The sequence below is a fragment of the Pseudomonas sp. MWU16-30316 genome (assembly GCF_020515645.1).
GTDB lineage: Bacteria > Pseudomonadota > Gammaproteobacteria > Pseudomonadales > Pseudomonadaceae > Aquipseudomonas > Aquipseudomonas cerasi.
The window spans coordinates 247,180-272,541 of sequence record NZ_JAIZAZ010000002.1 but is presented as its reverse complement, the minus strand read 5'-3'; the positions used below and the strand labels follow the sequence as shown (position 1 = coordinate 272,541).

Sequence of the window (25,362 nt, the reverse complement as noted above, 5' to 3'; positions counted from 1 at the left end):
AAAACACTCAGGCCATGCCGCGTACGACATTTATATTGCGACTCTCATCGTCTATTCGGGGACCCCACATGGAATTGGTTGTTAAAAGCGTAAGCCCAGAAACCTTGAAAACCGCAACGCTGGTGGTCACCGTCGGTGAAAGCCGTGTACTGGCCGGTGCGGCCAGAACGGTGGATATCCTCAGCGGCGGAGCCATTTCGCTGATCCTCAAGCGCGGCGATCTGGCCGGCAAGGTCGGCCAGAGCCTGCTGTTGCACAATCTGCCCAACATCAAGGCCGAACGCGTGCTGCTGGTGGGTACGGGCAAGGAAGACGAGCTGTCGGACCGTCAGTTGAAAAAACTCGTCGGCGCAGCGCTCACCTGCCTCAAGGGCCTGGGCGGTACCGATGCAGCGATCGCGCTCGATGACCTGGCGGTGAAAAACCGCGACACCTATGGCATGGCTCGTCTGCTGGTCGAAGCCCTGGCCGACGGTGAATACGTCTTCGACCGCTTCAAGAGCCAGAAGGCCGAAGTTCGCGCCCTGAAGAAAATCACTCTGCTGACCGACAAGGTCAAGGCGGCCGATGTCGAACGCGCGTCGACTCACGCTCAGGCAATCGCCACCGGCATGGCACTGACCCGCGACCTCGGCAATCTGCCGCCGAACATCTGCCATCCGACCTACCTGGGCGAAGAAGCCAAGGCGCTGGGCAAGGCACACAAGAACCTGAAAGTGGAAGTCCACGACGAGAAGAAACTGGCCGACCTGGGCATGGGTTCTTTCCTCGCGGTAGCACAGGGCAGCGCCCAGCCGCCGCGCCTCATCGTCATGAACTATCAGGGTGCCAAAAAAGGCGACCAGCCGTTCGTGCTGGTCGGTAAAGGCATCACCTTCGATACCGGCGGCATCAGCATCAAGCCTGCCTCGGGCATGGACGAGATGAAGTTCGACATGTGCGGCGCTGCCAGCGTGTTCGGCACCCTGCGTGCGGTGCTCGAATTGAAGCTGCCGATCAATCTGGTGTGCATTCTGGCCTGTGCCGAAAACATGCCGAGCGGCACCGCGACACGTCCGGGCGACATCGTCACGACCATGAGCGGCCAGACCGTCGAAATCCTCAACACCGACGCCGAAGGCCGTCTGGTGCTGTGCGATGCACTGACCTACGCCGAGCGTTTCAAGCCGCAGGCGGTCATCGATATCGCAACCCTGACCGGCGCCTGCGTCGTTGCACTGGGCGGCCACACCTCCGGCCTGCTGGGCAATAACGACGCGCTGATCAATCAGTTGCTCGACGCGGGCAAACAGGCCGATGACCGTGCCTGGCAGTTGCCGTTGTTCGATGAGTACCAGGAGCAACTCGATAGCCCGTTCGCCGACATCGCCAACATCGGCGGCCCGAAAGGCGGCACCATCACCGCGGCCTGCTTTCTGTCGCGCTTCACCAAGGCCTACCACTGGGCTCACCTGGACATCGCCGGCACTGCATGGCTGAGCGGCGGCAAGGAAAAAGGCGCCACCGGGCGTCCGGTTCCGCTGCTGACCCAATACCTGCTCGACCGCGCCGGCGTATAAAAAGAGACCCTGGCGTATCGACTGCACAGTCGATACGCCTCCGGTTCTGGAACCCACATGACTCAAGTCGACTTCTACATCCTGCCCAGCGCCGATCCTGCGGCCCGCCTGGACTTTGCCTGCAAGCTGACGGAAAAGGCCTGGCGCCTGGGTCACAAGGTCTATCTGCATTGCAGCGATGCTGCGCAGCGTGAGGACCTCGATGCCCGGCTCTGGCGTTTCAGAGGTGAAGTGTTTCTACCCCATGGCGACGCCGAGAGCGATCACGATGCTGCCGTGGTACTGGGCCTGGGCGACGACTCGGGCGAACACAGTGACCTGCTGGTCAACCTCGACCTGAGCATTCCGGCCTTCTTCAAACGTTTCGCCCGCGTGGCCGAAGTCGTTGTCGAAGACCCCGCCATACGTCTTGCCGCACGCGAGAGTTTCCGTTCTTATCGCGAACAGGGCTATCCTCCGCAAGATCACCGACTGCAGCGCCTTTGAGGACACGATGGATACTTCAAAAAAAGCTGAATCCGCGCACTTGCTGAACGACCTCGAGTCGATCCGCCAACTGCTCGGCGATGACCCCGCACACTCCCCCGTGTCGAACGACACGGCTCGTCCCGAAGGCCAGATTCCCCTGTTGTTCGATGTCGTCGGCGCTCGCCCCGACGCGGCGTATCAACAGGACTTCGACGAAGACGACATCCCGACACTGACACCTGATGCCCATACAGCGCCCGCCCCGCAGGTGCAGCAGACAGCCCAGCCGCAAGCGCAGCCCAACCCTGATGCACTGTTACATCTGGACAGCGAGTTGCGCGCAGCCGCGCAATTGATCATGCAGGATGTGATCGACGACTTCGCCCCGCATATCGAAAACGAAATCAAGCGTCGGCTGGAGGCAAGGCTGGAGCGGCTATTGGCGCAGCAGCAGAAGTGAAGTTTCTGGCTCGGGACCTGCACCTTGGGTAACTGACTGCGAGCGTATCAGAGCCGCCAGCGGACCCTCGGACCACTCGCCGCCTACTGACAGATCTGCCAGTTGTGGCCCGGCACTTATGGCTTGTCGCTGGCCGTCAGGTCTATACTTACCGGTTTCCGAATCAATGCCACAGGTTCCCGCCGCGCATGGACAAGACTTACCAGCCGCACGCCATCGAAACTTCCTGGTACCAGACCTGGGAGTCCGAGAACTACTTCGCTCCGCAAGGCGTGGGTGACTCGTACACCATCATGATCCCGCCGCCGAACGTCACCGGCAGCCTGCACATGGGCCACGGTTTCAATAACGCGATCATGGATGCACTGATCCGTTTCCGTCGCATGCAGGGCCGCAATACGCTGTGGCAACCGGGCACCGACCACGCCGGCATCGCCACGCAGATGCTGGTCGAGCGTCGTCTCGAAGCGCAAGGCGTAAGCCGTCATGAACTGGGCCGCGAGAAGTTTCTGGACAAGATCTGGGAATGGAAAGCCGAGTCCGGCGGCAACATCAGCCGTCAGATCCGCCGCCTGGGCTCGTCCGTCGACTGGAGCCGCGAGCGCTTCACCATGGACGACGGCCTGTCCGAAGCGGTGAAGGAAGCCTTCGTGCGCCTGCATGAAGACGGCCTGATCTACCGTGGCAAGCGCCTGGTCAACTGGGACACCAAGCTGCACACCGCCATTTCCGACCTCGAAGTGGAGAACCATGACGAGAAAGGTCATCTGTGGAACCTGCGTTATCCACTGGCTGACGGCGCAAAGACCGCCGAAGGTCTGGATTACCTGATCGTGGCCACCACTCGCCCGGAAACCATGCTCGGTGATGCCGCCGTCGCCGTGAACCCGCAGGACGAGCGCTACAAGGCACTGATCGGCAAATTCGTCGAATTGCCTCTGGTAGGCCGCCGCATCCCGATCATCGCGGATGATTACTGCGATCCCGAATTCGGCACCGGCTGCGTAAAAATCACCCCGGCCCACGATTTCAACGACTATGAAGTCGGCAAACGCCACAACCTGCCGCTGCTGAACATTTTCGACAAGAATGCCAACGTATTGCCCGCCGCTCAGGTGTTCAACCTCGATGGCACGCTGAACGAAAGCGTCGATGGCAGCCTGCCTGCCGCCTACGCCGGGCTGGACCGCTTCGAAGCGCGCAAGCAGATCGTTGCTGCATTCGATGCCGCCGGGTTGCTGGTCAGTGTCGATGATCACGCCCTTAAGGTGCCGAAAGGCGACCGTTCTGGCACCATCATCGAGCCGTGGCTGACCGATCAGTGGTACGTCTCCACCAAGCCATTGGCCGAGCCTGCGATTGCCGCTGTCGAAGACGGCCGCATCGCGTTCGTGCCCAAGCAGTACGAAAACATGTACTTCTCGTGGATGCGCGACATCCAGGACTGGTGCATCAGCCGTCAGCTCTGGTGGGGCCACCGCATTCCGGCCTGGTACGACGACTCCGGCAAGGTTTACGTCGGCCGCGACGAAACCGAGGTCCGGGCGAAAAACAACCTGGGGCCGGAAATCGCGCTGCAGCAGGACAACGACGTACTGGACACCTGGTTCAGCTCGGGCCTGTGGACCTTCTCCACGCTCGGCTGGCCGGAAAAGACCAAGGCACTGGAGACCTTCCACTCCACCGACGTGCTGGTCACCGGCTTCGACATCATCTTCTTCTGGGTCGCCCGGATGATTATGCTCACCATGCACCTGGTGAAGAACGAGGACGGTACGCCGCAAGTCCCGTTCAAGACCGTCTATGTGCATGGTCTGGTGCGCGACGGTCAGGGCCAGAAGATGTCCAAGTCCAAGGGCAACGTGCTTGACCCGCTGGACATCGTCGACGGTATCGACCTCGAAACGCTGGTAGAGAAACGCACCAGTGGTTTGATGCAGCCGCAACTGGCGAAAAAGATCGAGAAGCAGACCCGCCAGGAATTCGCCGAGGGCATCGCCAGCTATGGCACCGATGCCCTGCGCTTTACCTTCTGCTCACTGGCGTCCACCGGTCGCGACATCAAGTTCGACATGGGCCGCGTTGAAGGCTACCGCAACTTCTGCAACAAGATCTGGAACGCAGCGCGCTACGTACTGGACAAGGGCGAAGACTGCGGCCAGAACGGCGAAGCGGTCGAACTGTCGCTGGCTGATCGCTGGATCATCTCGCAGTTGCAACGCACCGAAGCCGAAGTGACCCGCCAACTGGATCAGTTCCGCTTCGACCTCGCTGCCCAGGCATTGTACGAGTTCATCTGGAACCAGTATTGCGACTGGTATCTGGAGCTGTCCAAGCCCGTACTGTGGGACGAAACAGCACCGGTCGAGCGTCAGCGCGGCACACGCCGCACGCTGGTCCGCGTTCTGGAAGTCGCGCTGCGTCTTGCGCACCCGTTCATGCCGTTCATCACCGAAGAAATCTGGCAGCGCCTCGCGCCGCTGGCCGGTGCGCAAGGCAAGACCATCATGCTGCAACCCTGGCCGGTGGCCAACGAAGCACGCATCGATCAGGCGGCCGAAGACGACATCGAATGGCTCAAGGGCCTGATGCTCGCCGTGCGTAACATCCGTGGCGAGATGAACATCGGTCCGGGCAAGCCGCTGCAACTGTTCCTCAAGAACGTCAGCACCGAAGATCAGCGTCGTTTGAGCGAAAACGATTACCTGCTCAAGAAGCTCGCCAAGCTCGAATCCATGACCGTGCTGACAGAAGGCGCAGAAGCACCGCTGTCCGCCACCGCGCTGGTCGGTGACATGGAAGTGCTGGTGCCGATGGCCGGGCTGATCGATAAAGGGGCCGAACTGGCGCGCCTGGACAAGGAAATCCAGCGTCTGCAAGGCGAAGTGCAACGCGTCGGCGGCAAGCTGTCCAACGCCGCCTTCGTCGACAAGGCACCGCCTGAAGTCATCGCCAAGGAACGCGCCAAGCTGACCGAAGCCGAACAGGCACTGGGCAAGCTGGCCGAGCAACACGCACGCATCGCCAGCCTGTAAGGTGGCCAGAAAAGCCAGCCCGATTATGGGCTGGCTTTTTGTTATCTGAACTTCTGTACTGACTTATTCGCGAGCAAGGCCTATCACGCCGAAGGCGACACTTCGCTTGCTCGCGAATAAGCCAGGCAACTCAACCTCACGGCTGACAATCGAATCCATGACCGATACCCGCAAACCACCGCGCAAGAAGCCTCAGCGGCCAGCCAAACCTACTGCGCCGCGTGAAAAGGCCACCTTGCACCCGCGCAATCGGCATCAGGGCCAGTACGACTTTGCGAAGCTGATTAAATCCAGCCCCGAACTGGCAGCCTTCGTGATCCTCAATCCTTACGGCAAGGAAAGCATCGACTTCGCCAATCCGCAGGCGGTACGGGTGTTCAACCGCGCGCTGCTCAAAGCGTTCTATGGCATTGCCCATTGGGACATTCCGGCCGATTACCTGTGCCCGCCGATTCCGGGGCGCGCGGACTACCTGCACTTCCTCGCCGACTTGCTGGGAGAGGACAATGAAGGCGTGATCCCACGCGGCGCATCCATCAAGGCGCTGGACATCGGCACCGGAGCCAATTGCATCTACCCGCTGCTGGGGCATAGCGACTATGGCTGGCAGTTCGTGGGTTCGGACATCGACAGCACGGCCATCGCGGCGGCTACCACGATCATCAAAGCCAATGGCCTCAGCAAGGCCATCAGCGTGCGCCAGCAGGGCAATCGCAAGCAAATCCTGCTCGGGTTGCTCGACAACAGCGAACGCTTCCACGTGAGCCTCTGCAACCCGCCCTTCCATGCTTCGCTGGAAGAAGCGCAGCGTGGCAGCCAGCGCAAATGGCGTGCACTGGGCAAGGCGGATCCCAAGCGCAAGCTGCCGGTTCTCAACTTCGGCGGGCAATCTCAGGAGTTGTGGTGCGAAGGCGGCGAGATTGGCTTCGTGACCCAATTGATCCAGGAAAGCGCCACATTGCCGGGCCAGGTGGTGTGGTTCAGTACCTTGGTGTCCAAGGCATCCAACCTGCCACCGATCCAGAGCGCCCTGAAAAAAGCCGGCGCGCTTGAAGTGAAGGTAGTCGAGATGGGCCAGGGCCAGAAACAAAGCCGCTTCGTGGCCTGGACCTTCCTTGACAAGGCACAACGCACACCCCACTGATAAGGCTATCGTGCCGCATCGACGATCGTGCGACGCCACGTCGGCAGGCCTTAATCTCGACTATCGTGCGACGCCGCGTCGGCAGGCCTTAATCTCGATTATCGTGCGACGCTCCGCGTCGCATGCCGTTCTGGACGCTCTGCGTCCTCTCTTGAGTATGCAGTGCAGCACAGATCTGTCACGCGGAGCGTCACGCAAGGCATTCCCACGCTGGAGCGTGAGGAACGATAATCTCAACTACCGTACGACGCTCCGCCGACATGCCTTAGCCACGACTATCGTGCGACGCTCCGCGTCGCATGCCGTTCTGGACGCTCTGCGTCCTCTCTTGAGTATGCAGTGCAGCACAGATCTGTGACGCGGAGCGTCACGCAAGGCATTCCCACGCTGGAGCGTGAGGAACGATAATCTCAACTACCGTACGACACTCCGCCGACATGCCTCAGCCTCGACTATCGTGCGACGCTCTGCGTCGGCATGCCGTTCTGGACGCTCTGCGTCCTCTCTTGAGTATGCAGTGCGGCACAGATCTGTGATCAGACGCCCACAAAAAAGCCGTGCCCGGTTAACCGGTGCACGGCTTTTTCACAGCAAGCGGTTGCTTACTTGTTGATCGAGTCGGTCAGCACTTTGGCTGGAACGAACTTGATAACTTTCTTGGCAGCGATTTCGATGGCAGCGCCAGTCGAAGGGTTGCGGCCAGTGCGAGCCGGACGCTCTGCAACTTTCAGTTTGCCGATACCTGGCAAAGTGATTTCCACGCCGTTTTCCAATTGGTCGGCAACAATTTGGCCCAATTGCTCAAGAGCATTACGCGCGGTGGTTTTTGGCGCGTCGATAGCTTCAGCGATATCGGCGATCAATTGGTCTTTAGTAAGAGCCATGGTGGTGTTCCTTCCCTATCAAATTCATTTGGATTGCAGAGCGCAACGTCGGCCCGTGGCCAGGCAACGAACCTGGCCACCCGCTAGCAGCCACGATTAATCGCGAAAGTGTAGATACTGAAACCGGGTAATGGTTCGACCTACGTGTGCGCTAACTGCATGCTTGACGCGCTAAGTGCGCAAGACCGCGCAAAACTAGCACAGAGCCGGGCAAATATCCGCCTCTACCTATCCTTTTGGTCAGGTTTTAATGCTAATTGCACAAAAAACACCCAGCAAACACTCGCTGCAGGCGAAAACCAGCCTGCCCCGGGCCATCAGGCGCATGCGTGCGTTACACTGGGCACCTTGCAACGAGCCGCACGCTCTTCACCTTTTTCAGCCGAGAAGCCCATGCCGATCCGTCACTGCATCGTCCACCTGATCGAGAAGAAACCCGACGGTACGCCCGCTGTTCTCCATGCACGCGACTCCGAACTCGCTGAGTCCCAGGCCATCGAGAACATGCTGGCCGACCTCAACGAAAGCTATAACGCCAAACAGGGCAAGGCATGGGGCCTGTTCCATCCCGAGTCCGGCGCACATCCATTCAGTGGCTGGCTGAAGGAATACATCGACGGTGGCAGCGACTTCACGGCGTTCTCGCGGGTGTCGGTCGAGCACCTGCAAAAGCTCATGGAAGAATCCAATCTGTCAGTGGGTGGCCACGTGCTGTTTGCCCATTATCAGCAAGGCATGACCGACTACCTGGCCATCGCCCTGCTGCACCACAGCGAAGGCGTGGCAGTGAATGCCGAACTGGACGTGACCCCGTCCCGACACCTGGACCTTGGCCAATTGCACCTCGCCGCCCGGATCAATATTTCCGAGTGGCAGAACAACAAACAGTCCAAACAATACATCTCGTTCATCAAGGGCAAGAACGGCAAGAAGGTTTCCGAGTACTTCCGCGACTTCATCGGTTGCCAGGAAGGCGTGGATGGCCCCGGCGAAACCCGCACCCTGCTCAAGGCGTTCAGTGATTTCGTTGAAAGCGAAGACCTGCCGGAAGAATCGGCTCGCGAAAAGACCAAGACCTTGGTCGACTACGCCAGCAGTCAGAGCAAGATGGGCGAACCGATGGGCCTGGAAGAGCTGTCCGAGCTGATCGACGAAGATCGTCCGCGCGCGTTCTATGATCACATCCGCAACAAGGATTACGGCCTGTCCCCGGAAATACCGGCGGATAAGCGCACCCTCAATCAGTTCCGCCGCTTCACCGGCCGCGCCGAGGGCCTGTCGATCAGTTTTGAGGCCCACCTGTTGGGCGACAAGATCGAATACGACGAAACCGCCGGCACCCTGATCATCAAGGGGCTGCCGACGCAACTGACCGACCAGTTGAAGCGGCGGTAATCAACATGCTGCTGCGCACCCTGAAGAAGTTCGCCCTGATCATGCTGGTGGTGGTGATTTACCAGAACTGGGGCAGGATCGAGAATTTCGTCAACCCTCCCCCGGCAGACGTCGCGCAGCGCTACAGCCAGGCAAAAGTGGTGATGTACGCCACCGACTGGTGCGGCTACTGCAAGCAGACCCGGCGTTTTCTGGACAGCAAGGGGATTGCGTATCAGGAGTTCGACATCGAGAAGTCGGAAGAAGGCCGCAAGGCCTATGAAGCGCTGGGCGGCAGAGGCATCCCGCTGATCGACGTCAACGGCACGCTGATCAGGGGGTTTGACCCGGATCAGATACTGGCGGCGCTGAAGTAGCCTACCTGACTATTGTGCCAATGCTCTGCGTCCTCCTTGCGACGCAGAGCATCGTAGAACCTCAGCGCTTCTCGATCCGATAGCCCATTCTCGGGAAGTGTACGTGCACGACACCTGCACGTTCGTCCTCGCGGCGCAGGATCAGTTCTTCGCGGCCGGTAAATACCAGCTCGCCCTCAACCGCTTCGACGCCATAGTCGACTGCAGAAACCGCGACCTTGTCGCCTGCCTTGAAGCCATTTGGATCGACGAAGGTTTCATCCGGCAACGACGCAGGCGTGGCGTTTCTGGCGATGTCGATGGCATCTGCCGAGCTCAGTTCGCTGAACGTGCCATGGCCAAAACCCAGCACACGATCGAGCCAGACCCTGACACTCGGATAATCATCGACAAAGGGTGCAGTGACCGGCGTCTGCTTGAGAAACCACAATGTATGGGCGACCGAGAAATCGGCAATCGACGGTACGCCGAACAGGAAGTCACCGCCGTGCGAGAGTTGCAGTTCCAGACGCGACATCAGCGTAGGCCATTGGTGTTTGACCTGCTCCACAGGCGGGCGCGACGCAGTGCCGCCATTGAACAGCGTCGAACGGTCGGCGACGAACGCCTTGGCGGCGTCTGGTGGCACCTTGGCAAAGCGCACAGCCATTGATTCAGGCTGAAACACCAGGCTAACAGCATGCATGAACAACACCGAATCGGCCCAGGCGGCCAGGCCGGCAACTGTGAACTCCTGCCCCTTCGGATAAAACGCCGGCGACGCTTTTTCCTGCTCCAGACGCCGCGCCATCAGCGCAGTGTCACAGTAGATGTCCGCACCCGCCTGCAACACCGGGGTTCTGCGATAACCGCCCGTCAATGCAGTCAGGTCAGGCTTGGGCATGATCGAAGGGATAGTCACCGAACGCCATGTGAGGCCTTTGAAGCCCAGCATCAGGCGGGCTTTTTCGGCGAACAGCGACGTGGGGTAGTGGTGAAGGATCAACTCGGACATGTTCAGCCTCTGTGCACATGGGAAAAACACAGCTTAACCCGCAGCACCCTGCCCGCACACAGCCTCAAACTGATGGGACAGCATCACGCTCATGGATCGATGACGTTGCGTAGCTGGCAGCCAACGCCTCTTTGGCGCTTTTTTTGAGCTTCTTGATCAGCCGCTCATGGCGCAACGCCTCGCCCTTGCTGGGCCATTGTTCAACGTAGACCAATGCCATCGCCGGACTCGAAGAGAAAAAGCGCGCGCCCTTGCCGCTCTGGTGCATAGCGAATCGGCGCTGCGGATCATCACTGATGCCACAGTACAGCGAGCCGTTGGCAGCGCGCACCAGATAGACAAACCAGGGTTTGCCGACCGCCTGTTCGGCAGTCGGCGCACTCGCGGTGCTGGCAACCTCAGGCACGGCGATTCTCTGAAAAGGTCTTCAGACCCTTGAGCGCCTGAGCCCTCACGGCATTGCGTACCAAAGGCGTCCAGCCAAGCAACAGGCCCTTCAAACCCAAGGCCTGACGCGACCAGCGCCATATGTCGAAATGATCGTGATGCTCGCAGATCTTGCCATCGCGGAACACGAACCGGGCCTGAATATCGTTCACCACCGTGCGCCCGGTCTGGCTGAACAGGTACGTCGCCACCCAGTGCGCACTGCCAGTCTGGTCATCGGCTCGCACCTGATCGAAGACCACCGAGAAATTCTTCGCCCGGGAAGTCAGCATGCGCCACATGTCGCCGACCTGAGCGCCACGCAATTCACCAAAGGCCGGGTCGCTGAACAGCACGTCATCGGTATAACAGGCACTCATCGCCTCGGCATCCAGCTGCGCAAACGCCTCATAAAAGCGGGTGATCAGTGCGCTGTTGGCCTGACTTTGTTCCTCGTAGTTCATGCGTGCACATCCCTTGGCGAATTATCCGTGCACGATAAGCGGCGCCGCTGAAAATGGCGAGGGTTGATGGCGCATCAGCCATCACTTTTACCTGTCCGGATAACGATTTCGCGCTGCACTGAACGCCTCTGAATTTTCAATCACCCAAGTCCACAGCGGAATCATTTGTACCAGCAGCCCCATGCCCAGGTCGGTCAACGAATATTCCACCCTGAGCGGCTTCTCGCAGTAGTCATGACGGGTGATCAACCCGTCCTGTTCAAGCTGGCGCAAGGTATGAGTGAGCATGCGCTGAGTGACACCGTGCAGCTTTCGGCGCAATTCGGCATGGCGCAAAGGGCTGCTGACGCCGAGGGCATGTACCACGCCCAATGACCACCGGTTTCCGGCGTGGCCGAGAATATCGCGCTTGAGACCATCCTCATCATCGCTGAGCGCAGCACAGGCCGCTTCGGAGCGTCTGACCACTTCCTGCGCGTCCAGCCCGCCCGGTATCACCGATGTGCCTACTTTTTGTATGTCGACAGGCATGCCAGCATCTCTCCCGCCTGAATTGAAAGACTGTCCAAAGGGGTCACCATGCAAGCCGATAACGCAAACGTCAAACAACGCATTCTGGTAATAGGCGCAGGAGAGCTTGGGCTCGCCGTGCTGCGAGGGCTGGTCGAGAAAGCCGGAGCATATGACTTGAGCATTGCCGTGCTGCTACGCCAGAGCAGCTTGAGCACTCAAGCGCCCGCCAAGCGTGTGGAAATCGAAGAAATCCGCGCGCTGAACATTGCCATCGAAACCGCCGATCTGGCCGATGCCACCGTGGACGAACTAGCCACTGTCATGAAGCGCTATGACACGGTAATCAGTTGTGCGGGTTTTGCCGCTGGCCGGGGCACTCAACGCAAACTGACCGATGCGGCGCTCAAGGCCGGCATAAAACGCTACCTGCCCTGGCAGTTCGGCGTTGACTACGACCTTATAGGCCGGGGCAGCCCTCAGGATCTGTTCGATGAGCAACTCGATGTACGAGAAAAGCTGCGCGCCCAGCAGCAAACCGAGTGGTTAATCGTTTCGACCGGTATGTTTACAAGCTTCCTGTTCGAACCCGCGTTCGGTGTCGTCGATCTGCAAGGCGGTCGTATCAATGCGCTAGGCAGCCTCGATACGGCCGTGACAGTCACCACCGCAGAGGACATTGGCAGGCTGACCGCTGCCATCGTGATGCACGAGCCGCGCATAGTGAATCAGGTGGTGTACACCGCTGGCGACACATTGACGTACGCCGGGCTGGCCGATCTTGTGGAGCGTGTAACGGGGCGCGACATCGAGCGGCACGTATGGAGTGTTGCGCAGTTGCAGGCCGATCTGACGGAAATGCCGGATGACAATCTGCGCAAATACCGGGCAGTCTTTGCCATGGGCCGAGGCGTGGCATGGGACGTCGCCCGTACCTACAACGCGAAATCAGGGCTGAGCGTCACCAGTGCCGAACAATGGGCCCTGGCCAATCTGGCTCAGACCTGAAGCAGCTCAAGCCCGGTCCGAACGATCAACAATCATCGAAAATCAAACCTTCTCGCTACTGACCTGCACCTGCAGCGCCCGACCGGCACCCATGCCCGCGATGATGGCGCCCAGCCCGAGTACCGCGAAGATCCAGCCAATCGCGCTCCAGCTGCCGGTCATGTCATGCACCACGCCCACGGCAAACGGGCCGGTCGAGGCGATGGTGTAGCCGAAGCCTTGCGCCATGCTCGACAGATTGGCAGCGACATGTGAGTCACGCGAGCGTAGGACGATCAAGGCCAGCGCCAGACTGAACGTGCCGCCCTGCCCGATCCCCAGCAGGATCGCCCAGCCCCACAGACCACCGAGTGGCGCGTACAGGCAGCCGAACAGGCCGATCAGGGTCAGCGACATGACCAGCATGATCGCCAGACGCTGATCCTTGCCGCGTGTGGCCAGATAGGGCACCGCCAGCGCGCTGAGGACTTGCGCGATGATCGAGCCGGACAGCAGCAGACCGGCCTGGGTCGGCGTCAGGCCGCGACCGATGAGGATCGACGGCAACCAGCCGAAAACGATGTACGACAGCGACGATTGCAGGCCCATGTACAGCGTGACCTGCCAGGCCAGTGGATCACGCAACAAACCGCGGACCCGGTAGACATCGCGATGCGTGCCATGCACCTCACGCGCCTGCGGAAGCCACAGCGCTGCGGCAATCAGCGCAGGAACCAGCCAGAAACCCAGGCCAATCTGCCAACTGCCACCAACGTACTGACTCAGCGGCACCGTCGAACCCGCTGCAATTGCTGCGCCCAGGCACAAGGCCATGGTGTAGACACCGGTCATGGCTCCGGCCTTGCGCGGGAAATCACGTTTGACGATACCCGGCAGCAGCACGCCGATGATTCCGATGCTCGCGCCCGCCAGCAGACTGCCGGAAAACAGCCCGATCTGGCCAAACAGACTGCGCACTGCCAGACCTGCTGCCAGCGTCAGAAGCACCACCAGAACCACGCGCTCACTGCCAAACCGGCGGGCAAGAATCGGTGCCAGCGGCGCGAACAAGCCCAGACACAGGACCGGCAAGGTGGTCAGCAGTCCGGCTTCGGCGGCGGACATGCCGAGGCTGTCTGAAACTGTATTGAGCAGTGGCGCAATGCTGGACAACGCTGGGCGCAGGTTGAGGGCAACCAGCACCAGGCCCAGCAACAGCAGCCAGGGGCGCTTCAAAGCAGAATGGGGTTGATCGGTAGTCGGTTGGGGGCTGGGTTGAGCCTTGGCAGTCATCAGTTTCTCGGTCATCAGGTATGTCGACCCTTTTCAGGGGGTCGGTATCCTGTTGGAGAATCATCGCGAATACAAGGTTCAGCGTAATTGCATACAACCCGAACAGCACCGACAGGCATAAAAAAACCGGGCACATGGCCCGGTTTCCTTGTTCAGCAGATGTCCACTCAGTGAATGATCTGGCTGAGGAATAGCTTGGTACGGTCGCTCTGCGGGTTATCGAAGAAGTCGTTCGGCGCAGCCTGTTCGACGATTTCGCCCTTGTCCATGAAGATCACCCGGTTTGCCACGGTACGGGCAAAGCCCATCTCGTGGGTTACGCACAACATGGTCATGCCTTCTTCAGCCAGACCGACCATGGTGTCGAGCACTTCCTTGACCATTTCCGGGTCAAGCGCCGAAGTCGGCTCATCGAACAGCATGATTTTCGGCTTCATGCACAAGGCACGGGCAATCGCCACACGCTGCTGCTGACCACCGGAAAGCTGACCCGGAAACTTGTGGGCCTGCTCCGGAATACGCACACGCTCCAGATAGTGCATGGCGATTTCTTCAGCCTTCTTTTTCGGCATGTTACGCACCCACATTGGCGCCAGCGTGCAGTTCTGCAGGATGGTCAGGTGCGGAAACAGGTTGAAGTGCTGAAACACCATGCCCACTTCACGGCGAATGGTTTCGATCTGCTTCAGGTCCGAGGTCAGCTCGGTGCCGTCGACGATGATACGACCCTGCTGATGCTCTTCCAGACGGTTGAGGCAGCGAATGGTGGTGGACTTGCCCGAACCCGACGGGCCGCACAGCACGATACGTTCACCCTGACGCACATTCAGGTTGATGTCCTTGAGTACATGGAACTGGCCGTACCACTTGTGTACGCCCTCCATGCGGATCATGCCTTCAGCGCCCAGAGGCTTATTGATAACTTCACTCATCACAAAACTCCTAACGCTTGTGGCCTGTGTCCAGCTTACGTTCCAAATGCATGGAATAGCGGGACATACCGAAACAGAAGATCCAGAACACCAGGGCCGCGAAGACGTAGCCTTCAGTGGCCATACCCAGCCATGCCGGGTCGGCGGTAGCCTGCTTGACGCTGTTGAGCAGGTCGAACAGACCGATAATGATCACCAGACTGGTGTCTTTGAACAATGCAATGAAGGTGTTGACGATGCCGGGAATAACCATCTTCAGCGCCTGCGGCAGGATCACCAGCCCCATGCTGCGCCAGTAACCCAGGCCCATCGCCGAGGCTGCTTCGTACTGGCCCTTGGGAATGGCCTGCATGCCGCCACGCACCACTTCGGCAATGTACGCGGACTGGAACAGGATGACGCCGATCAGCGCACGCAGCAGCTTGTCGAAGTTCATGCCCTCTGGCATGAACAGCGGCAGCATGACCGACGACATGAACAGCACGGTGATCAGCGGCACGCCGCGCCAGAACTCGATGAACGTCACGCACACCACGCGCACAGCGGGCATGTTTGAGCGACGACCGAGCGCCAGAACTATACCCAGCGGCAAGGCACCGACGATACCCACGGTAGCGATCACCAGGGTCAGCATCAGACCGCCCCACTGGCTGGTCGGTACGTTGGTCAGACCGAACGCGCCGCCATGCAGCAGGTAGAACGCAACAACCGGATAGATCACCAGGAAGGCGATACCGTAGACAGCCTTGCGTGGAAACTTCGAAATGAACAGCGGCGCAGCGCCGACGATCGCCAGGATAGCGGTCAGGTCGACCCTCCAGCGCAGCTCATTGGGAAAGTAGCCGTACATGAACTGACCGAAGCGCTGCTCGATGAACACCCAGCAGGCGCCCGCCTTGGTGCAGTCTGCCTTGGTCGTGCCGACCCAGTTGGCGTCCAGCAGGGCCCAACTGATGATAGGCGGCACGACCAGATAGATCAGATACAGGGAGAACAGGGTCAGCAGGGTGTTGATCCAGCTGGAGAACAGGTTCTGCCGCATCCACGCCATCGGGCCGAACACTTTGCCCGGTGGTGGCATATCAGGTTTGAAAGTATGAGTTGTCATGCGCTTTTCCTCACCGCTCGATCAGCGCAATGCGCTTGTTGTACCAGTTCATCAGCAGGGAAATGCTGATACTGATCGCCAGGTACACACTCATGGTGATGGCAATGACTTCAATCGCCTGCCCGGTCTGGTTGAGCACCGTACCGGCAAACAGGGAAACCATTTCCGGATACCCGATGGCTGCTGCCAGAGAAGAGTTTTTCGCCAGGTTCAGGAACTGACTGGTCAGCGGCGGAATGATCACGCGCAGCGCCTGCGGAATGATCACCTTGCGCAGCGTCGGCCCAGGGCGCAGGCCCAGTGAGCGGGCAGCTTCGGTCTGACCGTGGCTGACCGACTTGATGCCGGAACGCACGATTTCAGCGATGAACGCCGCGGTGTAGATGGTCAGTGCCAAGGTCAGGGAGATCAGTTCAGGGATCAGCACCCAGCCGCCCGTGAAATTGAAGCCCTTCAGTTGTGGCAGTTCCCAATGCACCGGGCTGCCGAAGATCAGCATGCTCAGACCGGGGATGACCAGCAACAATGCCAGGCCGACCCAGAACTTGTGAAACGGCTGGCCAGTGGCTTCGAAGCGTTTGTTGGCCCAGCGCACCATCATGACGATGGCGATCACGGCAACAACCAGACTGACCAGGAATGCCCAGGCGCCTTCGGCAGGCAACGCTCTGGGCATGTTAAGCCCGCGGCTGCTGACGAAGAACATGTCCAGATAACCATGCGCCTGACGCGGACCGGGCAGCGTGAGGAATACGGCGGTGTACCAGAACAGGATTTGCAGCAGTGGCGGAATGTTGCGGAAGACTTCGACATACACGGTGGCCAGCTTGCTGATCATCCAGTTCGGAGACAGGCGAGCGACACCAATGACAAAGCCCAGCAAGGTCGCCAGGACAATACCGATAACCGACACCAGCAAGGTATTCAGCAAACCGATGACGAACACACGGGCATAACTGTCCGCTTCGCTGTAGTCGATCAGGTGCTGAGCAATACCGAAACCGGCACTGTTTTCAAGAAAACCGAAGCCCGAGGTAATACCACGGTGTTGCAGGTTGGTCTGGGTGTTGTCGAAGATGAACCAGCCCAACGCGATCACCGCCACGACAGTGATGATCTGAAATAACCACGCGCGCACTTTCGGATCGCTCAGAGAGAGCTTTTGCTTGGGTGCGACGATTTGCTTTTCCATGAAATGCCCCAGGAAAAATCCAACAGAACAACGCCCGACAGGCTGGGAAGCCTGTCGGGCGCCGGGTCAATCAACGAATAGGTGGAGCGTACTGGATGCCACCGGCATTCCACAGGGCATTCTGACCACGCTTGATTTTCAGCGGGGTGCCTTCGCCCAGGTTGCGTTCAAACACTTCGCCGTAGTTACCGACCTGCTTGACGATCTGCACGACCCAGTCTTTCGGCAGCTTGAGGTCCTTGCCGTAAGTACCGTCGGCGCCCAGCATACGGGCTACGTCGGGGTTCTTGGTCGACTTGGCTTCAGCTTCAACGTTCTTGGAAGTGATTTTGGCTTCCTCGGCGTTGAGCATGGCGAACAGGGTCCAGCGAACGATCGAGAACCAGTCTTCGTCGCCTTTACGCACGACAGGGCCCAGAGGCTCCTTGGAGATCACTTCAGGCAGAACGATGTAATCGTCCGGCTTGGCCAGCTTGCTGCGCTGTGCGTAGAGCTGCGACTGGTCGGAAGTCAACACGTCGCAACGGCCGCCTTCCAGCGACTTGGCGCTTTCGTCAGAGGTGTCGAAGGTGATCGGGGTGTATTTCAGGCCGTTCGAACGGAAGTAGTCGGAGACGTTCAGCTCGGTGGTGGTACCGGCCTGGATGCAGATGGTTGCACCGTCCAGTTCCTTGGCGCTTTTCACGCCCAGCTTGTTGTTTACCAGGAAGCCGATACCGTCGTAGTAGGTAACGCCGGTGAACACCAGGCCCATGCCCGCATCACGGGAACTGGTCCAGGTGGTGTTACGCGAAAGGATATCGATCTCGCCGGATTGCAATGCGGTGAAGCGCTCCTTGGCGTTCAACTGGCTGAACTTGACCTTGGTGGCGTCGCCGAACACAGCGGCTGCAACGGCACGGCAGACGTCAGCGTCGATACCGGTAATCTTGCCGGTGGAGTCCGGAACGGAAAACCCTGGCAGGCCATCGCTGACGCCGCACTGGATGAAACCCTTCTTCTGAATAGCGTCAAGCGTGGCACCGGCGTTGGCAGCCCCGGTCACACCGAATGCGGCCAAGGCGGTGACGACAGCCAGGGTAGATTTCAACATCTTCATTCAAAAACCTCCAGTTTGCTCTTTGTTGTGTAGGTGTCTCAGTCGCGTCGCACCTTTGTGAGGCGCTAATGACCCGTGCTGGCTTATTTTTGGGTCATGCAACGCTGGGCCTGAATCATGAATTGCCTGCAGGATCATCCCGTCATTCGTCTTCATCATTCAGAATCGGCCCCGTGGACTGAAACCCCATGATTTTCCCGGACCGGAGCGGTACAGGTTGAATCGTGCCGCGAATCCTGACGCATGGACTCCCGAGCTGCTTTTCGATCGCTATAAGTAATAGCCTTATAGTGTTACCGAACGATGTGAGCGACTCGACTCCAGTCCTGCTGTAGCAAAGCCCGTACCAGCATGCTGGCTAAGTCGAATTAGCGACAGGTCAAGACAAAAACTTGTAACCTTGCGACATCTTCTTTCATTTTTAATCTACCCGCGCACCTTATTAATGCGCTCAAAAAGAGCCCGCGCACACAAATGGAGCAGTCATGAGCGATTCTTTGATCATTGAACCTTCCAGCCCCGCCGACGCCTGCGTTATCTGGCTGCATGGATTGGGTGCCGACCGCTATGATTTTCTGCCGGTCGCCGAGGCGCTGCAGGAGTCGTTGCGCACCACCCGCTTCGTACTGCCTCAGGCACCGACGCGCGCCGTGACCGTCAATGGCGGTTATGAAATGCCCAGCTGGTATGACATCAAGTCCATGAGTTCAGAGGCCCGGGCCATTGATCATGATCAGATGGAAGCCTCGGCGCAGAAGGTGCTGGACCTGATCGAGCAGCAGCGCGACAGCGGCATCGACCCGGCGCGAATCTTCCTGGCCGGTTTTTCCCAGGGGGGCGCGGTGGTCTTGCACGCTGGCTACCGTCGCTGGCAGGGCCCATTGGGCGGCGTACTCGCGCTGTCCACTTATGCCCCTACATTCAGCAACGAGATGACCCTGTCGGCGAGTCAGCAACGCATCCCGGCCTACTGCCTGCACGGCAAGCACGACGCGGTTGTGCATTACCCAATGGGCCGCGCCGTCTACGACCACCTCACCGCCCAGGGTGTAACCGTTCAATGGCAGGAATACCCAATGGAGCATCAAGTGTTACCGGAGGAAATTCGCGACATCGGCGTCTGGCTGGCTGAACGGCTTCGCTGAAGCGCTCTGAGCCCCTTGCGACGGACCGCTTTTGTAGCTCGCCATGGATGGCACTACGCCGAGCACGGTTCTTGCTTTACACTGCTCGGCGTACATTCCTTAACCAATTGATGAGATGACCGTGCTCAAAGCACTTAAAAAGATGTTCGGTAAGAGCGAGGCTGAGCAGCCTGCGCCTACTCCGATAACCTCTATTCCCACCTCTCCCGCTGCCACAGGCGACACACCGGATCATGCTGTCCAGACTCAGGCTCTGGACACAACCAGCGAGCCCTCCAAAGCCAGAGCGCCGCGCACCGACAAGCCGAGGGCCGAGCGCCCGCGTCGCGAGCGCGTGACAAAACCGCCCGCGCCGGCCTGGAAACTCGAAGATTTCGTCGTCGAACCCCAGGAAGGCAAGACCCGCTTCCACGACTTCAACCTCGCGCCTGAACTGATGCATGCGATTCAGGACCTGGGTTTCCCGTACTGCACACCGATCCAGGCGGGCGTACTGGGCTTCACCCTCAAGGGCAAGGATGCGATCGGACGCGCCCAGACCGGCACCGGCAAGACCGCTGCGTTTCTGATCTCGATCATCGAACAGCTGACCCAGACGCCGCCGCCTGCAGAACGCTACATGGGTGAGCCGCGCGCGCTGATCATCGCACCGACCCGCGAGCTGGTGGTGCAGATCGCCAAGGACGCCGTCGACCTGACCAAGTACACCAACCTGAACGTCATGACGTTCGTCGGTGGCATGGACTTCGACAAGCAGCTCAAACAACTCGAAGCACGGCACTGCGACATCCTGGTCGCCACGCCTGGCCGCCTGCTGGACTTCAACCAGCGCGGCGAAGTGCATCTGGACATGGTCGAAGTGATGGTCCTCGACGAAGCCGACCGCATGCTGGACATGGGCTTCATCCCGCAGGTACGTCAGATCATTCGTCAGACGCCGCACAAGGGTGAGCGCCAGACCCTGCTGTTCTCCGCGACCTTCACCGAGGACGTGATGAACCTCGCCAAGCAGTGGACGACGGACCCTTCGATCGTCGAGATCGAATCGCTGAACGTTGCCAGTGACAACGTCGAACAGCATATCTATGCCGTCGCCGGCGCCGACAAGTACAAGCTGCTCTACAACCTGGTGACCGACAACGGTTGGGAACGGGTGATGGTCTTCGCCAACCGCAAGGACGAAGTCCGGCGCATCGAAGAGCGTCTGGTGCGCGATGGCGTTAACGCGGCGCAGCTGTCAGGCGATGTGCCTCAGCACAAGCGCATCAAGACCCTTGAAGGCTTCCGCGAAGGCAAGATCCGCGTGCTGGTCGCCACCGATGTGGCCGGTCGCGGCATTCACATCGACGGCATCAGCCACGTGATCAACTTCACCCTGCCCGAAGTGCCGGACGATTATGTGCACCGCATCGGCCGTACCGGTCGCGCCGGCGCCGATGGCGTGTCGATCAGTTTTGCCGGTGAGGATGACTCTTACCAGTTGCCCGCCATCGAGGAAAAACTGGGCCGCAAGATCAGTTGCGAGACACCGCCGACTCATTTGCTCAGGGCCGTGGTACGCAGCAACGCCTGATGCTTACTTCCAGCGATCAGCCGCTTGGTGATCGCTGTGACGACCTTCCACCCAGCGCGTGCCTTCTGACGTGTTTTCACGCTTCCAGAACGGCGCGCGGGTCTTGAGGTAGTCCATGACGAAATCACAGGCTTCGAACGCCGCCTGACGGTGCGCGCTGGCAACGCCGACGAACACAATCGGCTCGCCAGGCTCCAGCGCCCCTACCCTGTGCAACACATCGACGCGCAGCAACGGCCAGCGCTGTTCGGCCTCGGTAACGATTTTTGCCAGTGCCTTCTCGGTCATCCCCGGATAGTGCTCCAGAAACATGCCGGACACTTCGCGCCCGTCATTGAAATCCCGAACATAGCCGACAAAACTGACCACTGCGCCGATGCCGAGGTTGGCAGCATGCAGCGCGTTGACTTCAGTGCCTGGGTCGAAGGCTGCCGCCTGGACGCGAACGCTCATCATCAACCTCCGGTCACGGGCGGAAAGAACGCGACTTCATCGCCATCGGCCAACGGCTCGGTCGGCTTGCACAGTTCCTGGTTGCGAGCACACATCAGGTTCTGTTCGGCAAGCACCTGCCAGGCCTCGCCACGCTGCAGCAGCGTCTGGCGCAACGCATCCAGCGTAGCGAACTCGCCTTCGACGGACTCGTTGTCCACGCCCAGGACTTCACGGTAACGGGCAAAATACTGGACCTGAACCTTCATGACGATACCTGTGCCTGATCGGCAATGAAGTGACCGCTCTTGCCGCCCAGCTTCTCCAGCAGCCGGACCGACTCGATGACCATGCCCCGGTCTACGGCCTTGCACATGTCGTAAATGGTCAGCGCGGCAACGCTGGCGGCCGTCAGGGCTTCCATTTCCACACCGGTCTGCCCGGCCAGCTTGCAGCTCGCGGTGATGCGCACGGCATCATCACCCTCAGCGGCGAGGTGGACCTTGATGCTGGTGAGCATCAATGGATGGCAAAGCGGGATCAGATCGCTGGTTTTCTTCGCCGCCTGAATACCGGCGATACGTGCGACGGCAAACACGTCACCCTTGGGATGACCACCGCTGACGATCATTTGCAGCGTCGTCGGCAGCATGCGCACAAAGGCTTCGGCCACCGCCTCACGGGACGTCACGGCTTTATCCGTGACATCAACCATATTGGCGCGACCCTGGGAATCGAGATGAGTGAGCACAACGTTACTCCTTGGCAGAAGCAAGAAGTGTAGAGGGAGTGGCAGTTACACGCTACAAGCCGTGAGCTGCAAGCAAGGAACCCATTCACACATGGGCTCCCCGCATGCATCTGATTTACAAATGACTCTCCGCGTATTCGGCCAGTATCGAGCGAGGCACGCCCTGCAGGGTGATGTGCACGCCGTTCGGGAAGTCCTTGAAGCGCTCCGTCAGGTAGGTCAGCCCAGAACTGGTGGCCGACAGGTAAGGGGTGTCGATCTGCGCCAGGTTGCCCAGGCAGACCACTTTGGAACCGGCACCGGCACGCGTGATGATGGTTTTCATCTGGTGCGGGGTCAGGTTCTGGCATTCATCGATCAGAATCAGACTTTGCTGGAAGCTGCGACCTCGAATGTAGTTGAGGGATTTGAACTGCAACGGCACCTTGCTGAGGATGTAATCGACACTGCCATGGGTGTTTTCGTCATCCATGTGCAGCGCTTCGAGGTTATCGGTAATAGCGCCGAGCCACGGCTCCATCTTCTCCGCCTCGGTGCCGGGCAGGAAACCGATTTCCTGATCCAGCCCCTGAACGCTGCGGGTGGCGATGATGCGCCGATAGCGCTTGGTGACCATGGTCTGCTCAATGGCAGCGGCCAGGGCCAGAATGGTTTTACCCGAGCCCGCAGCGCCTGACAGGTTGACCAGATGAATATCCGGGTCGAGCAACGCAAACAGCGCCAGCCCCTGATAGATATCGCGCGGCTTCAGCCCCCAGGCCTCCTGATGCAGCAAAGGCTCCTGGTGCATGTCGAGAATCAGCAGTTCGTCGTTCTTGACGCCTTTGATCCAGCCGACAAAACCCTGCTCATCGACAATGAACTCGTTGATATGAACCGCCGGCAGCATTTCAGTGAGCTGCACGCGGTGCCAGGTACGACCACGCTCCTGACGCGTATCGACCTTGCTGACGCGGTCCCAGAACGAACCGGTCATGTCATGGTAGCCACGCGACAACAGTGAAACGTCGTCGACCAGTTGGTCTGTACTGTAATCCTCGGCAGCAATGCCACAGGCGCGCGCCTTGAGGCGCATGTTGATGTCTTTAGTCACCAGCACGACGCTCAAGTCCTTGTTGCGCGCATGCAGGTCAATCAATTGGTTGATAATGATGTTGTCGTTCAGGTGCTCGGGCAGCAGGCTGTTGGGTTCCTCGCGTTTGCTCATCAAAATCGACAGGTAGCCCTTGAGCACGCCTGTACCACGATCGATGGGCACGCCCTTCTCGACTTCCTCCGGCGAAGCTTCGCCCAGGGTCTTGTCGATCAGACGGATGGCCTGACGGCATTCGGCAGCAACCGAATGTTTACCGGCCTTGAGTTTGTCCAGTTCCTCCAGAACCGTCATGGGGATGGCGACGTGGTGTTCTTCGAAGTTCAGCAGTGCGTTTGGATCATGAATCAATACGTTGGTATCGAGCACGTAAAGGATTGGCTGGTTGGTGGAAGGGGTGCGTCCGTGGTCATCCATACTCGCTCACCTTTGTAGAAGCCGGGCGACGCAGAACCACGACAGTACTGCGCCACGAAAAGGCCGCCGGATTCTCCCCTTCAGGCAGGGCAGAAATGTCGCTCAAGGTGGGTCTTGGAAGACGCCACCTGTGTTGCAGGTTTCGGCGGTCTGTATTCGTAATACAGCAAAAGGGATGACAGAAAAAAGCTCTTTGACAGTTTTTTGAAGTTTATTTCACAGCCTGACGAATAGGACTTGGCGGACGTACCCCGCACGTTTAAAGTCGGAAGTCCGCCCACGCCGAATCTGCCTTCATTCCCCTTCCGGCGCAGCCTCTTCACTGCTCTGCAGCCCTTGTTCTTCGGGCGCTTCAGAGATATTTCGGCAATCGTCCCAGATCAACTCGCTTTGCGCGGTATTGGCCAGCAGCAATGGCAGCGCCGACTGCGCCTTGTTGGCCACATCGTGGAATACCACCGTCCCTTTGCGCCAGAGCAGCATGAGGGTCAGTACACGGTCGCCCACCTGCTCTGCAGAAAGCCTTCCGGTGTCGTCTTCGGCGTCGATATTCCACAATGACACGCGCAAATGCTCGGTGCGGAAGAAGTTGCCGCTGTCGGCACGTCGATGGCCATAAGGAGGGCGAAACAGCGGCACGAAGTTGTCCGGCAACACCTGCTGAACCAGTGCCGCGCTGCGTTGCACTGAATTCTGCCAGTCCAGCCACTGACTGTGCGAACGGAACTCCCAGCCCTGGATGCCCACACACTGCTGGCGATACAGCGCCTGCAAACCTGCAACCGACGTGCTGTCGAGACGCTCCTGAAGACTCTTGCCCAGCACGAAGAAGGTGGCGGTCATTTTCTGCTGGCGCATAAAGTCAGCCAGCCAGTCGGTACCACCGTCGGCCGGGCTCGGGCCACTTTCGAAGTTGAGCATGAAGGTGCGATCCGGCATTTCGTCGCCGCTCATCTCATCGGAGTTGTAGCGTTCGATCTCGCTGCTGGTCTGCGGAAACAGGGCTGCCATGAACAGCAGCTCGTTCAGGTAACGCTGGTGGAATGCGGCGCTGGGTCTGGCCCAGTTGGCGTAGAACGAATCGTTGGATACCTGGTATTCCTCGGCGCGCTGCCGCAACTGATCCATGTCCTCGACCAGCACACAGAAATTGGCGTCCTGCTCACAGCTCTTCTGCGCGTTCTGGTAGTTCTCCAGCAACCGCAGCCACAGCCGATGACGAACCACATTCAACGACGGCACGTTGACGAAGCGCAGGCCGAGGCGCTGCTTGAGACCCTCCTCATCGAGCTTTTCGCTCAGGTACAACTCGTGGGCAAAAGCGAGGATCTCCGCACGCGACGCGACGTCGAACAACCCCGGCGTCTCGAGCCGTTCAGGCCAGACGCTGCGGTCAATGGTGGCGATGACCGGCGCTGCCGCCTGCGCCTGAAGCCAGAACAGACCTGCACACACTGCTAAAACGATACGCAAACCCGATGTCCTCTCGATCAACCATTAACGTCATGACCAGCGCGCCACTATAGCTGATATGCGCCGGGCTTCTTATGTCGGCGCGCATACAAAGCCGCAGGTCATGCTGGCATCACCCGCGGAACGGTCTCTATCGCCACCATAGCTGGAGTCGCAGGCTGTCAGCCCCTAG

Annotated in this window: 25 protein-coding genes; 10 read left to right on the top strand and 15 right to left on the bottom strand. The window is 59.3% G+C overall.

Annotation, left to right across the window (positions count from 1 at the left end; translation table 11 throughout):
* Positions 1–68: 68 nt before the first annotated feature.
* From LCH65_RS08005 to rlmF, 5 genes are all read left to right on the top strand, one after another.
* The gene (locus LCH65_RS08005) at positions 69–1,559 is read left to right on the top strand and encodes a leucyl aminopeptidase (RefSeq protein ID WP_003365340.1); all 1,491 of its coding nucleotides are present in this window, start codon (positions 69–71) and stop codon (positions 1,557–1,559) included.
* A 57-nt stretch (positions 1,560–1,616) separates the two neighbouring features.
* Positions 1,617–2,045: a DNA polymerase III subunit chi gene (locus LCH65_RS08000; RefSeq protein WP_002552284.1), complete on the top strand. Its 429-nt coding sequence runs from the start codon at positions 1,617–1,619 to the stop codon at positions 2,043–2,045.
* Between the two features lie 7 nt (positions 2,046–2,052).
* Entirely contained in the window at positions 2,053–2,487 is a 435-nt protein-coding gene (locus tag LCH65_RS07995; protein ID WP_003433605.1) for a hypothetical protein, read from the top strand.
* A 188-nt stretch (positions 2,488–2,675) separates the two neighbouring features.
* Positions 2,676–5,522, top strand: coding sequence for a valine--tRNA ligase (locus LCH65_RS07990; RefSeq protein WP_226439291.1), 2,847 nt, complete (start codon positions 2,676–2,678; stop codon positions 5,520–5,522).
* A 157-nt stretch (positions 5,523–5,679) separates the two neighbouring features.
* On the top strand, positions 5,680–6,666 hold the full coding sequence (gene rlmF / locus LCH65_RS07985) for a 23S rRNA (adenine(1618)-N(6))-methyltransferase RlmF (RefSeq protein ID WP_226439290.1): 987 nt from the start codon (positions 5,680–5,682) through the stop codon (positions 6,664–6,666).
* Between the two features lie 602 nt (positions 6,667–7,268).
* Here the strand turns inward: rlmF and LCH65_RS07980 are convergent.
* Positions 7,269–7,550 (bottom strand): HU family DNA-binding protein, encoded by a 282-nt coding sequence (locus LCH65_RS07980; RefSeq protein WP_002552279.1) that lies wholly within the window; start codon positions 7,548–7,550, stop codon positions 7,269–7,271.
* Between the two features lie 393 nt (positions 7,551–7,943).
* Between LCH65_RS07980 and yejK the strand changes: the two genes are divergently transcribed.
* Both yejK and LCH65_RS07970 read left to right on the top strand, forming a co-directional pair.
* A complete protein-coding gene (gene yejK / locus LCH65_RS07975) occupies positions 7,944–8,945 on the top strand; it encodes a nucleoid-associated protein YejK (protein WP_003365349.1) in 1,002 nt (333 codons plus the stop codon).
* Positions 8,946–8,950: 5 nt separating this feature from the next.
* Positions 8,951–9,301, top strand: coding sequence for a glutaredoxin family protein (locus LCH65_RS07970; protein ID WP_054984368.1), 351 nt, complete (start codon positions 8,951–8,953; stop codon positions 9,299–9,301).
* 61 nt (positions 9,302–9,362) lie between these two features.
* Here the strand turns inward: LCH65_RS07970 and LCH65_RS07965 are convergent, their stop codons facing one another.
* From LCH65_RS07965 to LCH65_RS07950, 4 genes are all read right to left on the bottom strand, one after another.
* Positions 9,363–10,295, bottom strand: a complete 933-nt coding sequence (locus LCH65_RS07965; RefSeq protein WP_226439289.1) for a glutathione S-transferase family protein — start codon at positions 10,293–10,295, stop codon at positions 9,363–9,365.
* A gap of 64 nt (positions 10,296–10,359) precedes the next feature.
* The gene (locus LCH65_RS07960) at positions 10,360–10,701 is read right to left on the bottom strand and encodes a GIY-YIG nuclease family protein (protein ID WP_003365356.1); all 342 of its coding nucleotides are present in this window, start codon (positions 10,699–10,701) and stop codon (positions 10,360–10,362) included.
* A complete protein-coding gene (locus tag LCH65_RS07955) occupies positions 10,694–11,185 on the bottom strand; it encodes a nuclear transport factor 2 family protein (protein WP_003365358.1) in 492 nt (163 codons plus the stop codon). Before LCH65_RS07955 ends, LCH65_RS07960 begins: the two co-directional genes overlap by 8 nt.
* A gap of 87 nt (positions 11,186–11,272) precedes the next feature.
* A complete protein-coding gene (locus LCH65_RS07950) occupies positions 11,273–11,716 on the bottom strand; it encodes a helix-turn-helix domain-containing protein (protein WP_003365360.1) in 444 nt (147 codons plus the stop codon).
* A 48-nt stretch (positions 11,717–11,764) separates the two neighbouring features.
* On the opposite strand from LCH65_RS07950, the gene LCH65_RS07945 reads away from it, so the two are divergent.
* Entirely contained in the window at positions 11,765–12,703 is a 939-nt protein-coding gene (locus LCH65_RS07945) for an aromatic alcohol reductase (RefSeq protein ID WP_054996219.1), read from the top strand.
* A 42-nt stretch (positions 12,704–12,745) separates the two neighbouring features.
* Here the strand turns inward: LCH65_RS07945 and LCH65_RS07940 are convergent, their stop codons facing one another.
* The 5 genes from LCH65_RS07940 to LCH65_RS07920 form a co-directional block, all read right to left on the bottom strand.
* Positions 12,746–13,975, bottom strand: a complete 1,230-nt coding sequence (locus tag LCH65_RS07940; RefSeq protein ID WP_180336154.1) for a CynX/NimT family MFS transporter — start codon at positions 13,973–13,975, stop codon at positions 12,746–12,748.
* Between the two features lie 167 nt (positions 13,976–14,142).
* Entirely contained in the window at positions 14,143–14,907 is a 765-nt protein-coding gene (locus LCH65_RS07935) for an amino acid ABC transporter ATP-binding protein (RefSeq protein WP_003365366.1), read from the bottom strand.
* 10 nt (positions 14,908–14,917) lie between these two features.
* Positions 14,918–16,015, bottom strand: coding sequence for an amino acid ABC transporter permease (locus tag LCH65_RS07930; protein WP_003433619.1), 1,098 nt, complete (start codon positions 16,013–16,015; stop codon positions 14,918–14,920).
* Positions 16,016–16,025: 10 nt separating this feature from the next.
* Entirely contained in the window at positions 16,026–17,207 is a 1,182-nt protein-coding gene (locus tag LCH65_RS07925; protein WP_003365371.1) for an amino acid ABC transporter permease, read from the bottom strand.
* A gap of 70 nt (positions 17,208–17,277) precedes the next feature.
* On the bottom strand, positions 17,278–18,306 hold the full coding sequence (locus tag LCH65_RS07920) for an amino acid ABC transporter substrate-binding protein (RefSeq protein WP_003365373.1): 1,029 nt from the start codon (positions 18,304–18,306) through the stop codon (positions 17,278–17,280).
* Positions 18,307–18,791: 485 nt separating this feature from the next.
* Here LCH65_RS07920 and LCH65_RS07915 point away from each other — a divergent pair, with 485 nt between their 5' ends.
* Positions 18,792–19,451, top strand: coding sequence for an alpha/beta hydrolase (locus tag LCH65_RS07915; RefSeq protein WP_003365375.1), 660 nt, complete (start codon positions 18,792–18,794; stop codon positions 19,449–19,451).
* A 115-nt stretch (positions 19,452–19,566) separates the two neighbouring features.
* Positions 19,567–21,024: an ATP-dependent RNA helicase RhlB gene (rhlB, locus tag LCH65_RS07910; RefSeq protein WP_161428607.1), complete on the top strand. Its 1,458-nt coding sequence runs from the start codon at positions 19,567–19,569 to the stop codon at positions 21,022–21,024.
* Between the two features lie 3 nt (positions 21,025–21,027).
* On the opposite strand, the gene moaE is transcribed toward rhlB, so the two are convergent.
* From moaE to LCH65_RS07885, 5 genes are all read right to left on the bottom strand, one after another.
* Positions 21,028–21,477: a molybdopterin synthase catalytic subunit MoaE gene (gene moaE, locus LCH65_RS07905; RefSeq protein ID WP_058397465.1), complete on the bottom strand. Its 450-nt coding sequence runs from the start codon at positions 21,475–21,477 to the stop codon at positions 21,028–21,030.
* A 2-nt stretch (positions 21,478–21,479) separates the two neighbouring features.
* Positions 21,480–21,725: a molybdopterin converting factor subunit 1 gene (gene moaD, locus LCH65_RS07900; protein WP_003365381.1), complete on the bottom strand. Its 246-nt coding sequence runs from the start codon at positions 21,723–21,725 to the stop codon at positions 21,480–21,482.
* Positions 21,722–22,207: a cyclic pyranopterin monophosphate synthase MoaC gene (gene moaC, locus LCH65_RS07895; RefSeq protein ID WP_003341741.1), complete on the bottom strand. Its 486-nt coding sequence runs from the start codon at positions 22,205–22,207 to the stop codon at positions 21,722–21,724. The genes moaD and moaC overlap by 4 nt, the downstream gene beginning before the upstream one ends.
* A gap of 115 nt (positions 22,208–22,322) precedes the next feature.
* A complete protein-coding gene (locus LCH65_RS07890; RefSeq protein ID WP_003365383.1) occupies positions 22,323–23,717 on the bottom strand; it encodes a PhoH family protein in 1,395 nt (464 codons plus the stop codon).
* A gap of 294 nt (positions 23,718–24,011) precedes the next feature.
* A complete protein-coding gene (locus LCH65_RS07885; protein WP_226439288.1) occupies positions 24,012–25,190 on the bottom strand; it encodes a polysaccharide deacetylase family protein in 1,179 nt (392 codons plus the stop codon).
* Between the last annotated feature and the right edge of the window lie 172 nt (positions 25,191–25,362).